At 61.7% G+C, this 14,323-nt stretch carries 15 protein-coding genes; 3 read left to right on the forward strand and 12 right to left on the reverse strand.

What is annotated here, in order from left to right; genetic code table 11:
* Window positions 1–101: 101 nt before the first annotated feature.
* Together dcd and M2401_RS01755 are read left to right on the forward strand one after the other, a co-directional pair.
* Entirely contained in the window at window positions 102–668 is a 567-nt protein-coding gene (gene dcd, locus M2401_RS01750; protein ID WP_002554836.1) for a dCTP deaminase, read from the forward strand.
* Between the two features lie 105 nt (window positions 669–773).
* The gene (locus M2401_RS01755; RefSeq protein WP_259098940.1) at window positions 774–983 is read left to right on the forward strand and encodes a hypothetical protein; all 210 of its coding nucleotides are present in this window, start codon (window positions 774–776) and stop codon (window positions 981–983) included.
* Between the two features lie 73 nt (window positions 984–1,056).
* Here the strand turns inward: M2401_RS01755 and pdeM are convergent, their stop codons facing one another.
* From pdeM to M2401_RS01805, 10 genes are all read right to left on the reverse strand, one after another.
* Complete coding sequence (pdeM, locus tag M2401_RS01760) at window positions 1,057–1,716, reverse strand: ligase-associated DNA damage response endonuclease PdeM (protein WP_259098941.1); 660 nt, start codon at window positions 1,714–1,716, stop codon at window positions 1,057–1,059.
* A complete protein-coding gene (locus M2401_RS01765) occupies window positions 1,713–4,205 on the reverse strand; it encodes a ligase-associated DNA damage response DEXH box helicase (RefSeq protein WP_259098944.1) in 2,493 nt (830 codons plus the stop codon). The genes pdeM and M2401_RS01765 overlap by 4 nt, the downstream gene beginning before the upstream one ends.
* Window positions 4,206–4,400: 195 nt before the next feature.
* Entirely contained in the window at window positions 4,401–5,165 is a 765-nt protein-coding gene (locus tag M2401_RS01770) for an ABC transporter ATP-binding protein (RefSeq protein ID WP_259098945.1), read from the reverse strand.
* A gap of 12 nt (window positions 5,166–5,177) precedes the next feature.
* Window positions 5,178–6,296: a succinylglutamate desuccinylase/aspartoacylase family protein gene (locus M2401_RS01775; RefSeq protein WP_259098949.1), complete on the reverse strand. Its 1,119-nt coding sequence runs from the start codon at window positions 6,294–6,296 to the stop codon at window positions 5,178–5,180.
* A gap of 11 nt (window positions 6,297–6,307) precedes the next feature.
* A complete protein-coding gene (locus M2401_RS01780) occupies window positions 6,308–7,018 on the reverse strand; it encodes an ABC transporter permease (RefSeq protein WP_259098950.1) in 711 nt (236 codons plus the stop codon).
* Window positions 7,015–7,743 carry an ABC transporter permease gene (locus M2401_RS01785; protein ID WP_259098951.1) on the reverse strand — a complete coding sequence of 243 codons (729 nt, stop codon included), beginning with the start codon at window positions 7,741–7,743 and terminating at the stop codon, window positions 7,015–7,017. The genes M2401_RS01780 and M2401_RS01785 overlap by 4 nt, the downstream gene beginning before the upstream one ends.
* Window positions 7,744–7,826: 83 nt before the next feature.
* Entirely contained in the window at window positions 7,827–8,606 is a 780-nt protein-coding gene (locus M2401_RS01790; protein WP_259098953.1) for a transporter substrate-binding domain-containing protein, read from the reverse strand.
* Window positions 8,607–9,085: 479 nt separating this feature from the next.
* A complete protein-coding gene (locus M2401_RS01795; protein ID WP_259098955.1) occupies window positions 9,086–11,596 on the reverse strand; it encodes a penicillin acylase family protein in 2,511 nt (836 codons plus the stop codon).
* Between the two features lie 181 nt (window positions 11,597–11,777).
* Window positions 11,778–11,984 carry an SEC-C metal-binding domain-containing protein gene (locus M2401_RS01800; protein WP_259098957.1) on the reverse strand — a complete coding sequence of 69 codons (207 nt, stop codon included), beginning with the start codon at window positions 11,982–11,984 and terminating at the stop codon, window positions 11,778–11,780.
* On the reverse strand, window positions 11,981–12,475 hold the full coding sequence (locus M2401_RS01805) for an LEA type 2 family protein (RefSeq protein ID WP_259098958.1): 495 nt from the start codon (window positions 12,473–12,475) through the stop codon (window positions 11,981–11,983). The genes M2401_RS01800 and M2401_RS01805 overlap by 4 nt, the downstream gene beginning before the upstream one ends.
* A gap of 97 nt (window positions 12,476–12,572) precedes the next feature.
* Between M2401_RS01805 and M2401_RS01810 the strand changes: the two genes are divergently transcribed.
* Window positions 12,573–13,121: a hypothetical protein gene (locus M2401_RS01810; protein ID WP_259099865.1), complete on the forward strand. Its 549-nt coding sequence runs from the start codon at window positions 12,573–12,575 to the stop codon at window positions 13,119–13,121.
* 8 nt (window positions 13,122–13,129) lie between these two features.
* Here the strand turns inward: M2401_RS01810 and M2401_RS01815 are convergent, their stop codons facing one another.
* Together M2401_RS01815 and M2401_RS01820 are read right to left on the reverse strand one after the other, a co-directional pair.
* Complete coding sequence (locus M2401_RS01815; RefSeq protein WP_259098960.1) at window positions 13,130–13,600, reverse strand: YchJ family protein; 471 nt, start codon at window positions 13,598–13,600, stop codon at window positions 13,130–13,132.
* A gap of 3 nt (window positions 13,601–13,603) precedes the next feature.
* Entirely contained in the window at window positions 13,604–14,101 is a 498-nt protein-coding gene (locus M2401_RS01820; protein ID WP_259098962.1) for a DUF6231 family protein, read from the reverse strand.
* Window positions 14,102–14,323 lie beyond the last annotated feature (222 nt).

Below are 14,323 nucleotides of genomic sequence, written 5' to 3' on the forward strand. Positions count from 1 at the left end.
TGAACGGGCCGTGCGCCGCCGCTCCACAGTCTTTGAACCCGACGCGCAGGCCCGGTAAGATGCCGGACATCTTTTTTCACCTCGCTATTCAGGACACCGCCATGAGCATCAAATCGGACAAGTGGATTCGCCGCATGGCGCAGGAACACGGCATGATCGAACCCTTCGTGGAGCGCCAGGTGCGCGGCGAAGGCGCCGATCGGGTGATCTCCTTCGGTGTGTCCAGTTACGGCTACGACGTGCGTTGCGCCGATGAATTCAAGGTGTTCACCAACATCAATTCAGCGACCGTCGATCCGAAGAATTTCGATGAAAAGAGCTTCGTCGACATCAAGAGCGACGTCTGCATCATCCCGCCGAACTCCTTTGCCCTGGCCCGCACCGTCGAATATTTCCGCATTCCGCGCAATGTGCTGACCATCTGCCTGGGCAAGAGCACCTACGCTCGCTGCGGCATCATCGTCAACGTCACGCCGCTGGAACCGGAGTGGGAAGGTCATGTGACCCTGGAATTCTCCAACACCACCACGCTGCCGGCGAAGATCTATGCCAACGAAGGCGTGGCGCAGATGCTCTTCCTTGAGTCCGACGAAGAATGCGAAGTGTCCTACAAGGACCGTGGCGGCAAGTACCAGGGCCAGCGCGGCGTCACCCTGCCACGCACCTGATCTGCCGTTGGTCATCTCGAAAGTGAATTAGTCTTGAAAACGGCACTCTACAGGTTGAATCGCTTCCACTTGCAGGAGCAGGTGGGGCTCAGCCCTGGAGTGCCCATGAAGACAAACATCAAACCTGTCGCCACCCCTCAAGCCAATGAGATCGGACTTCTGGCTTGGTCGCTGTTGGCGCATCCGCAGTTCAACATGGTGGGTGGCGGTATTCCCGGCCAGCCCAACCCCGATACCCCCAATGACTATCCGCAGCCTGAAGAACCGGGCGAGCCAACCGGGCCTGACGAGCTGCCTCCGGTGCCTGTGGCCTGACGGCGATTGATTTTCTGTGGGACCGGCTAAAGCCGGTCCCACATGGTCCGCAGCCTTATGATCCCGAACTGATTCAGGAACTCACCGCCCACACCCCGCCATCACCCGTCAGGTAAATTTTGCCTGCGCCCTTTCGTTTTACCTGAAATCCCCCAGTGAACTCACCGAACGCCGGCAACAGGCTGACCCGCTCATTCAGATAAAAACACGGCAGGCGCAGACTCTGGCGACCCAGGCCATGTAGACGGAAAACAGGATGGACGTGCCCGGCCAGTACGTGCCGGGTCGGGTGTGGATCGGGTTCATGTTGCAGGGCGAAGGGGCCGAGCAGCAGTGGTCCGCTGATGACTTCGATATTCAGCGAGGCAGGAGGGTCGCCGGCACGTTCGTCATGGTTACCGCGAATCAGGGTCATGGGCAAGGCAGGATGCTGTTCACGCCACTGCTCAATGGCCGCGAGAGTCGCTGCCGCATGGGATTCCGGTGCATGGAGGAAATCGCCGAGAAAGATCAGCCGGTCACAGGGATAGGCCGTCAACAGCCGGTCCAGGCGCTGCAGATTGCCCTGGGTGGTGCCATGGGGCGCGGGTTGCCCCAGTTTGCGGTAGACGGCCGCCTTGCCCAGATGTATGTCGGCAATCAGCAGGGCGCGGTGTTCGGGGTAGTAGATCGCCTTGTCCGCCAGCAGCCACAGCTCTGCCCCGGCCAGGGTCACCGGCAGGTAAGGTTTCATTGCGTGGCCTCCGGTCCTGCGGCTTTTTCCAGGTCACCGACCATGCGCGCGATGCGGTCGGCCAGTTTCTCGGTGGTCAGGCTTTCACGCATGCGCTCGACCAGGAGCGGGAAGGCCATGGGCGTGGGGCGCTTGATGGCATGCAGGTCCAGGCGACACTGGTTGATGTGTTGCAGCGAGTGCTCCAGGCGCTTCAGATCCAGTTCCTGGCGCAACACCTCTTGTTCGGCCTGGGACAGCAGCAGATTACTCGGGTCGTACTGGCGGAATACCTCGAAAAACAGCCCACTGGAGGCCTGCAACTGCCGGTTGCTCTTCGGCGCGCCGGGATAGCCGGAAAATACCAGGCCAGCGATACGGGCGATTTCGCGGAAGCGGCGTAATGCCAATTCACCGGCATTGAGGCTGGCGAGAATGTCTTCCAGCAAATGCTCCGGGCTGAACAGCCCGGCGTTCAACTGATCGGCCCAGTCCACTGCGCTGGCGCTCAGTAGCTCGAAGCCGTAATCGTTGACGGCAATGGAGAACGTCAGCGGTCGTTGCTTGCTCAAGCGCCAGGCGAGCAGGCTGGCCAGACCCAGGTGCACATGGCGCCCGGCGAAGGGGTAGAGGAACAGGTGCCAGCCTTCCCGTGACTTAAGTGTTTCGGCCAGCAGGGTGTCTCGCTGCGGCAGTGCCGACCATTGCTGCTGCACTTGCAGCAGCGGTTTGACCGCTTGCATTTCCGGGCTGCGAAACTCGCCCTGTGCGGCGGCGTCGAATTTTTCCACCACGGCCTCGGCAAGCTCACTCGACAGTGGCATGCGCCCGCCATTCCAGCGCGGTACGGCGGCCTTTTTGCGCGTCGCGCGCTGCACGTAGGCGGTCATGTTTTCGACCCGCACCAGCTCCAGCAGGCGCCCGCTGAACAGAAATCCGTCGCCGGGCTTGAGCCGGGCAATGAAACCTTCTTCGACGGTGCCCAGAGAGCCGCCCCCGCCGCCTTTTTTCCAATACTTCACGGTGATGCTGGCATCGCTGACGATGGTGCCGATGCTCATGCGATGGCGCCGCGCCAGATGAGCGTCCGGCACCCGCCAGATGCCGTCTTCGTCGGGTTCTACGCGGCGATAGTCGGGATAGGCGGTCAGGGAGTGGCCGCCGTGGCGGACAAAGGCCAGGGCCCATTGCCATTCTTCGTCCGTCAGGTCGTGATAGGCCCAGGCGCTGCGCACTTCTTCGCGCAGCTCGTCGGGGCGGAAGCCGCCGCCCAGGGCCATGCTCACGACATGCTGGACCAGTACATCCAATGGTTTGTGCGGCGATTCCCGGCCTTCGATCATGCGCGCAGCCACGGCGTCGTGGGCGGCGGCAGCTTCCACCAGTTCCAGGCTGTGGGTCGGCACCAGGGTCACGCGCGACGGCCGACCGGGCGCATGACCAGAGCGACCCGCGCGCTGCATCAACCGGGCAATGCCCTTGGGCGAGCCTATTTGCAGCACGCGTTCGACGGGCAGGAAATCCACCCCCAGGTCGAGGCTCGAGGTGCAGACCACGGCTTTCAGGTGGCCCTGTTTAAGCGCCCGCTCGACCCAGTCACGTACCTCGCGAGATAGCGAGCCGTGATGCAGGGCAATCAGCCCGGCCCAGTCGGGGCGGGCCTGGAGCAGGGCTTGATACCAGATTTCCGATTGCGCGCGGGTATTGGTGAACAGCAGGCAGCTGGTACTGCTGTCCACTTCGGCCAGCACCTGGGGCAGCATGCGCAGGCCCATATGCCCGGCCCAGGGGAAGCGGTCGATGGTGGACGGCAGCAGGGTATCGACGATCAACTGTTTGTTCAGCTTGCCTTGCACGCTGATGCCGCTGTCACCGACTAGTACCTGTTGGGCGTGACGCTGGTTACCCAAGGTTGCTGATACGCCCCAGACAATCAGATTGGGGGTGAAGCGGCGCAAGCGGGCCAGGGCCAGTTGCAATTGCACGCCACGCTTGTTGCCGATCAGCTCATGCCATTCATCGACTACGACCATTTTCAGCGTCGAAAACAGGCTTGCTGCATCGGCGCGGGTCAGCAGCAAGGTCAGGCTTTCCGGGGTGGTTATCAGTGCCGAGGGCAGGCGTCGGCCTTGCCTGGCGCGCTCGCTGCTGCTGGTGTCGCCGGTACGCAGGCCGACACTCCAGGGAATCTGCAGATCGAGCAGTGGCGCTTCCAGAGCCCTTGCGGTATCGGCAGCCAGAGCGCGCATGGGCGTGATCCACAGTACCTGCAAAGGGGCGGCGACGGATTTACGCTTACGCGGCTTGTCGTCAGCTGGAAGAGGCGCGGGCTGGGCGAAGCGATTGAGTGCGGCGAACCACACGGCGTAGGTTTTCCCTGCGCCGGTGCTGGCATGGAGCAAACCGGACTGGCCGTGCCTGACGGCGGTCCATACCTCTTTCTGGAACGGGAAAGGCTTCCAGCCCGCGGCTGAAAACCATTGCTGCGCGAAGTCGTCAGGTTTGCCCATGCCCGGCGCTGTGCTCTGAAAGGGGATAAGTCAGAGACAGCGCGGTGGCGGGAATAGTTTTGTTGGTGATTCAGCGCGGCCGAATTGTGGGAGCGAATTCATTCGCGAAGAGGCCGGTACATCCGACGCCTATGTATCATCGGTCCTACCGCTTTCGCGAATGAATTCGCTCCCACACAGGCTGCAGAAACAGGCTTATTTGAGGTTGCCGCTCAAGAATTGCTGCAACCGCTCGCTCTTCGGCGTATTGAGCACCTGATCCGGATGCCCGGACTCTTCGATCTGGCCCTGGTGCAGGAAGATCACCTGATTAGCGACCTTGCGGGCAAAGCCCATTTCGTGGGTCACCAGGATCATGGTGCGGCCTTCTTCGGCCAGGCCCTGGATCACCTTGAGCACCTCGCCGACCAGTTCCGGATCCAGCGCCGAGGTCGGTTCGTCGAACAGCATGATTTCCGGTTCCATCGCCAGTGCCCGGGCAATCGCCACGCGCTGTTGCTGGCCGCCGGAGAGGAATGCCGGGTATTGCTCGGCGACCCGGGCGGGCAGGCCGACCTTTTCCAGGTATTTGTGCGCGCGCGCTTCGGCTTCCTGTTTGGACACACCCAGCACCCGGCGTGGCGCCATGGTGATGTTTTCCAGCACGGTCATGTGCGCCCACAGGTTGAAGTGTTGGAACACCATGGCCAGGCGTGTGCGGATGCGTTGCAGTTCGTCCGGGTCGGCGACGCGCATGCCGCCCTTGTCACTGACCATGCGGATCTGCTCGCCATCCAGGCTCATGGCGCCGTCGTTGGGCTGTTCCAGGAAGTTGATGCAGCGCAGGAAGGTGCTCTTGCCCGAGCCGCTGGCGCCGATCAGGCAGATGACGTCGCCGCTGCTGGCCTTGAGCGAGACGCCTTTGAGTACTTGGTGATCGCCATAGCTTTTATGCAGGCCATCGATGGTCAGTTTGTACATGACAGGCAGTCCTTAAGGAGAAAGCAGGTAGCCGCTGCGGTAGGCCTCGGTGCCTGCAACGTGGGCGATGACCATTCCGGCCGTCGCCATGCGTCGCAGCGAGCGGGCGTAGAGCAGGCCTGCGTTGAGCGTATGGATGGGGGTAACGCCATCGCCGATGGGGTCGATGACTTCCGCGATCAGTTGTCCGGCCTCGACGTACTCGCCGGGCTGGGTGCAGAACACCAGCAGGCCACCGACCGGAGTTGCGACCGGTTCGACGGCGGCCAGTGGCGTGGCCGGGTAGAGCAGTTGCGGCGGGATGCTGATATCGCCGCTGATGGCGCCAAAGTGAATCAGGTAGTTGATCAGCGCCTGACAGTCGCGGCTGGCCAGAGCGTGATTGACGTCACCCTGGCCGCGCAGCTCCAGAGTCACCGAAAAACTGCCCATGGGCAGATTGAAGCGGTGACCGAAGCGTTCCTGCAATTGCCACCAGACCAGCGTGAAGCACTCGTCGAAGGACTGGCCGCCGGAGTCGGTCGCCAACAGGCTGGCCTGGGCACCGAGATAGCGCGACAGCGGCTCGACCTTTTTCCAGGCTTCGGGCGTGGTGTACAGGTGTTCGACGGATTCGAAGTCGCAGTGCAGGTCCAGCACCATGTCGGCGTCGCAGGCCAGGCGTTGCAGGGTCAGGCGCTGGGATTGCAACTGAGTGCCGGCCACCTGGGCTTCAAGAGCGGCGCGCAAACTCTGGCGGACCAGGGCGATGTTGTGCGCCGGGTCGTCGTTGAGGCGGTCTGCTATGTCATCGCCAACCTGCAGGCTCAGGTCCACGAACAGGCGGTTGAAGTTCTGTCCGCTTTCCATCTCATAGCGGCCCAGGGGGATGTCCATCAGCACCTGTTCCAGGCCGATGGGGTTGGCCACGGGCACGACCACGATCTCGCCGAGCAGGCGCCCGGCGTTTTCCAGTTCGGCCAGGCGCTGTTTCAGATACCAGGCCACCAGCATGCCGGGCAGTTCGTCGGCATGCAGCGAGGCCTGGATGTAGATCTTGCAGGCGCCGTCTTGCGGGCCGTAGTGAAAGCTGTGGATCTGCCGCGCGGTGCCGGGCACGGGGGCGAGCAGATCATGTGTCAGATGACGCATTCAGGCAGGTCCTAGTGAGACGGGCCGAGGAAGGCCAGCCAGCGGCGTTCGGCGAGGCGGAACAGGCCGACCAGAATGAACGTGACCGTCAGGTAGATCAGCGCGGCGATGCCGAACGACTGGAAGGTCATGAAGGTCGCCGAGTTGGCGTCACGAGCCACCTTGAGGATGTCCGGCACGGTGGCGGTGAAGGCCACGGTGGTCGAGTGCAGCATCAGGATCACTTCGTTGCTGTAATAAGGCAGCGAACGACGCAGGGCTGACGGCATGATCACGTAGGTGTAGAGCCTCCAGCCGGTCAGGCCATAGGCCTTGGCCGCTTCGACTTCGCCGTGGGACATGTTGCGGATGGCCCCGGCGAAGATCTCGGTGGTGTAGGCGCAGGTGTTCAGGGCGAAGGCCAGGATGGTGCAGTTCATGGCATCGCGGAAGAACATGTCGAGCAACGGCTGGGCGCGCACGGCGGCGATGCTGTAGATGCCGGTGTAGCAGATCAGCAACTGGATATACAGCGGCGTGCCACGGAACAGGTAGGTGTAGAACTGCACCGGCCAGCGTACCAGGCGGTTGCTGGACACGCGGGCAATCGACAACGGAATGGACACGAGGAAGCCGATGGCGATGGACGCACTGAGCAGCCACAGGGTCATGGCCAGGCCGGTGATGTGCTGGCCGTCGCTATAAAGGAAGGGCCGCCAGTATTCCTGGAGTAGTTCAATCATCGTTGCGCCTCCCGGCTGCCTGCGGAGTAGCGCCGTTCTGCCCAGCGCAGGGCAAAGTTCGAGGCACTGGTGATCAGCAGGTAAATCAGGGCTGCCAGGACCAGGAAGTAAAACAGCTGGTAGGTGCTCTTGCCGGCGTCCTGGGACGCCTTGACCAGGTCGGCCAGGCCGATGATGGATACCAGGGCGGTGGCCTTGAGCAGCACTTGCCAGTTATTGCCGATACCCGGCAGAGCGAAACGCATCATCTGCGGGAAGACAACGTAGCGAAAGCGCTGGCCGCGCTTGAGGCCATACGCAGTGGCGGCTTCGACCTGACCACGCGGCACCGCGAGGATCGCGCCACGGAAGGTCTCGGTGAAATAGGCGCCGTAGATGAAGCCCAGGGTAATGACCCCGGCCGCAAACGGGTCGATCTCGATGTAGTCCCATTCCAGGGCGTCGGTGATGCCGCTGAGCCAGGTTTGCAGGCTATAGAAAATCAGCAGCATCAGTACCAGATCCGGCACACCGCGGATCAGGGTGGTGTAGAGCTGGGCCGGTGCGCGCAGCAATACCGAGCCGGACAGCTTGGCACTGGCGCCGATCAGGCCGAGCACGATGCTCACGATCAGCGACAGTACCGATAATTTGATGGTCATCCAGGTGCCTGCGAGCAGCAGCGGGCCGAAGCCTTTCAAGCTGAATGCCGACAGTCCCAGGTTTTGCATAAGCGCTTCGAGCATGGATCTCGCCTTTGCGGTCAATAAAACAAAACGCCCATCGAGGACGGCAGTGGAGCATCGCCGTATCGATGGGCGTCCGGGTGTTACTTACCGCTATACAGATTCAGGTCGCCAAAGTGCTTCTTCTGGATTTCGGCGTATTTGCCGTCGTCATGCAGAGCTTTGATGCCTTTGTCCAACAGGGCTTTGAGGTCCTTGTTGCCTTTGGAGATGCCGACCGCAGTCTTGGCTGGCAGCAGTGGATCGTCGATTGGCTTGCTGACTTCGTAGCCGGCGCCAGCTGGCGATTTCAGGAAGCCCAGTTCAGCTTGCAGCATGTCTTGTACCGAAGCGTCCAGACGACCGGAGGTCAGGTCAGCATAAACCTGGTCCTGGTTGGCGTAGGCTTTGGTGGTGACGCCAGCCTTGTCCAGTACGGCCTTGGCGTAGGCTTCCTGGATAGTGCCTTGCTCATAGCCAACGGTTTTGCCTTTCAGGCTTTCCGGAGTGCTGAAACCTGCACCTTTTTTGAACACCAGGGAGGTCGGGCCGGAGAACAGTTCGCTGGAGAAGTCGATGACTTTCTGGCGGGCTTCGGTCACGGTCATCGACGAGATGACGCCGTCAAACTTGTTGGCCTTCAGGCCAGGGATCATGCCGTCGAAATCGCTTTCGACCCATTTGCACTTGACCTTCAGCTCGGCACAGATGGCATTGCCCAGGTCGATGTCGAAGCCAACCAGGCTACCGTCAGCAGCTTTCGACTCGAAAGGTGCGTAAGACGGGTCAACACCGAAGCGCAGCTCCTTGTATTCCTTGGCCATTGCATTGCCAGCGGCGAGGCAGATAGCCAATGCAGAGAGAGTCAGCCATGCTTTTTTCATCGTTCAGTCCTTAAAACCAAATTGAGCGTTAGGATCACGCGAGGCCTGCTACCGGCAGGGCCAGACCGAGAGACGATAGCAAGTTCCGAACCAAACAGGCGAACGTGCGTTTTAAATATAAGCAGTTGTCGCAATGCTGACTTAGGCGGAATTTCGCCGCACCAAACGGCAGAAAGCCACTATCGACGCAAGACGCAGAAGGGCCAAAAAGGGGCGCAGAATACATGGTGCACCAATAGCGGGCAAAGAACGTTTGAGTTGGATCGCCCAGGTGGGGCTGGCGAAGTGCGGCTTTAGGTTACCGGCGCGTTACCAGTACAGGCCGCTTTGGGCCGTCGGGTAACGTTGGGACGGTGCGCTGGAGCGAATGTGGGACCGGCTTTAGCCGGGAAGACAAGGTGATAGGCGACAGACATCCATCGGTCACACCTGCGCCTTCCCGGCTAAAGCCGGTCCCACATAAAAAGCCATGAATTCAGCTATTTCCCCGGTGTCAGGGTCAACCGCTGTTTGCCAAACGCCTGCTCCAGGTTCTGCGGTTGCAGCGGAATCGACATGTACTGGGCCTTGAGCCAGGGCTCGATGCCGTTGGCATAGTTAGGGCTGGCCGGGTTGCCGGACTGGCCTGCACCGCTTTGGCCCATCAGCGGCTCGTTCAGGCCGAAGTCGACGATGATGCGCAACGCAGGCACCGAACGGGCATCGAAGTCCTGGCCCCAGCTATAGGCCGAGGTGTTCAGGGTGCTTTGGTCGCCGCCCGCCGGGAACGGCCCGCGATTCAGGCTGCTGTTGCTGCTTTCACCCAGGGCCTTGGCCAACTGATTGCCTTGCGCCGTCCAGTTATAGCGGTGCAGTTTGCCCCATTGCCAGGCCTTGTGATCGCTGCCGAGCTGGCTGTCCCCGGCAGTGATGGCGGCGGCCAGGCTGCGTGCCAGGATTGCCGGTTTGTCTTCTTTCTGCGGGGTTTTCAGGTCGTCCCAGAACGGGCTGTCCTCACGCCCGAGCAGGTGATCGGCCTGAGCCGAGTAGGCGAGGTTGGCGCCTGCCACTAGGGCTTTCCAGGCCGGGCTGGTTTCCGGGCCCAGCTCGTCGAGGAAAATCTGCTTGCTGCTTTCCTGCAGGAACAGCTCGTACAGCGCCGCATCAGCCGAGGTCGCACTGAGCTTGCCGTCGAAGGCCATCAACCTCGAGTAGGCTTCCCGCGCCTTGCCGCGTTCGGCTTCCGGCAGGGCATCGATGGCCTGTTGCAGAGGCTTGGCCATGCCGGGGGCTTCGAACATCTTCTTCAGCTTGGCGGCGAAGGTCGTCGTCTGGTCGTACTGCATGGCGATCAGGCTGCGGCTGTCCTGCTTGCCGCTGCCCGCCAGTTCGGCGATGCGCTCGGCGCGCTCCGGGGCGAACCACGAGTTGGACAACTGCATGCCGTAGCCCTTGGGTACGGTGCGCTGGTTGGCGGTGGCGATCCAGCCTTGCTGCGGATCCTGGTCGTAGGGGTGCAGCATCGGGTCGGCAAAACCGTCCCAGTCGTAGCGGCTGTCCCAGCCCGGCGACGGCAGCAGGCCGAGGCCGTCGCGGCGGTTCGGGTAGCGCCCGGTGACTTGCCAACCGGTGTTGGAGACGTCGGCAAACACCATATTCAAGGCGATGGAGCGGATCTCGCGGCTCTTGTCGAACGCGCGCTCGACGGTCGGTGCCCGGGACAGGTCGAAATAGGCATCCAGGCTCTTGTCGTCTTTCAAGTCCGGCACTTGCAGGGCCAGGCCCAGGCCGTTGTTCAGGGCGACGGCCTGGGTCGGACTGCTGCGCTCGCCAATGGCACTGTTGAGCAGCGCACCATGGCGGGTTTCGTAGAACGCTTCGCGAACCGGGCGGCCGCCTTTGACGAAGAAGGTTTCCTCATGGGCCACGGCGGGTTGCCATTTGCCATTGGCCAGGTACATCAGGCGATTGTTGTCGCGCTTGATCTGCTCCAGGAACAGGTCCTGATTGTCACCCTTGACCGCCGTCATGCCCCAGGCCAGCTTGCCGTTGAAGCCACTCAGCAGCAGTGGCAGACCGGCGATGGTGGCACCTGCGGCCTGGTATTTCGGTGCGCGGATCTCGACGAAGTTCCACGCCGAAGGCAGTCCGGCGGGCAGGTTCATGTCGCTGGCCAGCAGGCTTTTGCCGGTGCGGCTGCGTTGCGGGCTGATCGCCCAGTTATTCGACGCGGCGACGCTGAGCATATTCAGGTCGGAGAGTTGCAGGACGGCCTTGTTCAGGTCGCCCAGGCCCTGCACCTGGCTAAGGTTCACGCCCTTGAGCTTGTCGGCTTCGGCCTGAGGCACTTCTTCGTCGGGATAGGTCGGCATCAGCCAGGCCAGCTTGTCCAGGCCGACCTTTTGCGCCAGTTGCAGCGAGGCCAGCTCCTGTTGAAGGTTGGCCGAGGTGCTGAAATCCAGCAGGCTGAAGATCAGCGCCGAGTCTTCGGGCTTCCAGTATTCCGGGATGTAACCGGCATCGGCCAGGTCGGCTGGCAGCTTGTCGCGATAGCGGAACAGGTAGGCGTTGACGCCCCGTGCATAGACCTCGAAGAAGCGCTTGAGGCGGGGGGAGGAGCCGTTATACAGGTCGCCCGCGCTTTTACGCAGGTTCACCGAGCGCATCAGACGGTCGACATCCAGTGCCGCCGGGCCTTCCAGTTCGGCCAGACGGCCCTGGGCCAGCAGACGCATGGCGACCATCTGGCTGATGCGGTCACTGGCATGCAGATAACCGAGGGTGAACAGCGCGTCGTGGAAGGTACTGCTCTCGATCAGCGGCATGCCCAGGTTATTGCGCCGCACCGACACGTTCTGCGCCAGGCCCTTGATCGCCACGACCCCGGTAGTGGGCGGCACGCTGTCGCTGCCATGGCCGTCGAGTTGACAGCCCGACACACTCAGCAAGCCTGCCACGGCAGCGGCATAGCCGAACCGGGGGAGAAAATGGGATAGGGATGGCGAGGCCATGACGAAGCTCCTGAGGGGGTAGCGGCGGATAAAGGGCAAAGGCGCTACGTTAGTGAGCGGGCAGGCGCCACGCAAGCGGGGAAGCGGAGTTTATTTCAGGATTTTTCTGCGACCACCGGGAGCCGGCGGCACAAATGAAAACGGCCTCCTGTGACGGAGGCCGTTGCGTATGCCCCAGGCGTTACGCGCCGTGGCACTTCTTGAATTTCTTGTCGCTGCCACATGGGCAGGGATCATTGCGGCCAACGTCTTTCAGCGCGTTGCGCACCGGCTCCTGATGGGCATGGCCGCAGTTTGGACCGTGCACATGGCCGTGATCGTGATCGTGGTCGTGATGGTCGTGATCATGGTTGCAATCGGGGCCATGTACATGGGGTTGTTGGTTCATTTGGGAATCTCCGGAATCAAATCTCCGGGGATTATCTCGCCATCACGCTCAATACGCACGCTGCGGCCGAAGAATAATCCGGTCTTGAGCTTGCCTTCGAGGCGGTAGTGGATCGGGTTGCGCGGTTTTTCCAGCAATTTGGCCAGGTATTTGAGGTGCTGCCACAGGTTGGTCTTGATCGGAATGACGAAATACTTGCTGGTGTGAGGCGCGACGCGGAAGCGGTCCGAGTAATCGCCCTCGGCCAGTTGCACGTTATTGAGCAGGATCTTGTAGCTCAACCCGCGCACCCACATGCCCCGGTCGTTGGGGTTGTCGATGCGAAAGTGCAGCTTGAAGCTTTGTTCCAGCAGGTGTGCCTTGACCACCTGAACCTTGAGCAGATGCACTTGCGGCTCTTCGTACTGGCTGAACCAACTGGCGCAGCCGGTCAGATTGGCAAGCAACAGCGCGAGGCCGATGGATTTGAACAGATGCACCTGAGAAAACATGAACTGGCTCCGGGAACCGGCAATTGGTTGCTGGCGGTTGTTGCAGGAATCGAGCCTGCGCCATACTCGTGCCTATGTGCAACTCGAGTGTGCCCCCATGACTCTCTACGAAATCGTCTTCAGTGGCCAGATCGTTGCCGGTGCCCAGTTGGAACGGGTGCAGGCCAACCTGGGCAAATTGTTCCAGGCCGATGCCCAGCGCCTGGCGCTGTTGTTCTCCGGGCGGCGCCTGGTGCTCAAGAACAACCTCGACAAGGCCGCCGCCGAGAAATACCGCTCGACCCTGGAGCGCGCCGGGGCTTTGGTCGAGGTGGTGGACATGGAACTGCCGATGGAGGAGGTCGAACTGGCACCGCCGCCGGACGAGCGCGGTTACCTGCCGGTCAGGCCGGGGCCTGTGGTCAAGCCGGGGCGCTTGCAGGTCAAGCCGCGTGACGTCTACATGGCCGCCTTTGTCGACGTCGATGCGCCTGACCTGGCCATTGCTGAGGTCGGCGCCACTATGCAAGACCCCAAACCGCCCGCAGCGCCGCTGAAGCTGGACTTGTCACAACTGAGTCTGGCCCCGACCGGCAGCGACATGGGCCAGGCAAAGAAAGCAGCGGGGGCGCCGGCGCCGGACACCTCCCATCTGCAGCTGCGCTGAACGTCTGGTCAGACGAAGCCGGCGCAGCACTTCTTGAATTTCTGCTCACTGCCGCATGGGCAGGCGTCATTGCGCCCGGCCTTGAGCGGCACGGTCGGGTCGATAAAGTACCAACGCCCCTGATTCTGCACGAACGACGAACGCTCGCGATGGCTGTGCTCGCCTTCGTTGTCGTGCCAGCGCGCGGTAAAGGTGACGAAGCCGTGCTCGGGCTTGCCGCCGAACACCTCGGCGCTTTCTACCTCCAGGCCCAGCCAGGTGCTCTGGGCACTCCACTGGCTGATGGACTCGCGGTTCAGCCCGGCCTGCTGCACGGGCAGGGTTGTTGCCACCAGATAATCGATCAGGCCCAGCACATAGGCGCTGTAACGCGAACGCATCAGCTTCTCGGCGCAGGGTGCGGGCTGACCGGCATGGAAATGGCCGCAACAGGCCAGCAACAGATCCCCGCTGCCGCAGGGGCAAATAGTGCTACTCATGATTTACCACCAATACTTGCCAAAATTCTCCGGGTTGGCCCAGAACTTCGCGTTCAGCCAGTCGGGGACTTGTTTGTATTCGCGCAAGTCGTAGGTGTACAGGGACAGGACCTGTTCGTCCCGGGCGAAGCGTTCGCTGACTTGCAGGGCCAGGGAGTAGAAGTCGGTGTCTTGCCAGCCGCAGGCGTGCAGGTCGGCCAGTACGGCGATGCGGCTGGCGTTGAGGTTGCGGATGCCGCCGAGCAGTTCCAGGCCGATGCGCTTGGGGATGTGCTCCAGGCAGTCCACCACCAGGGCCAAGTCGAAGCGTTGCCCGGCGAGCTCCGCCGATAGCGGTCCGGGCATGGCCTGGAACACATGGCTGTTGGGATGTGCCTCGCGAAACGCCTGCAGCGCCGGGAACGCCTGGCTGCCCACCAGCAGCAGGCGTTCGGGAGCATAGCGGTCAAGCAGGGCCGCCATGGCCTGTTGGGGAGTGCGGGTGGAAAAACCTTCGGTCATCAAAAATCCTCATCTGGAATGGCAAGACTAGCTCGCTCCGGGATCGTGGCCTAGTCTCACTGCACCTGATTTCTGGAAAGCGCTTTTTACGGCGCCGTTGACTGCTGGCGAATTGAATCGTTCAGCGTTTTCCGGAGCTGGGTGACGAAAAGTATAAAAATGAGTGCAATCTCCCGGAAACACGGGATAAAGCTGGCGTTATGGCCAAGTGCCGTCTTTAAT

Source organism: Pseudomonas sp. JUb42 (genome assembly GCF_024807945.1).
Lineage (GTDB): Bacteria > Pseudomonadota > Gammaproteobacteria > Pseudomonadales > Pseudomonadaceae > Aquipseudomonas.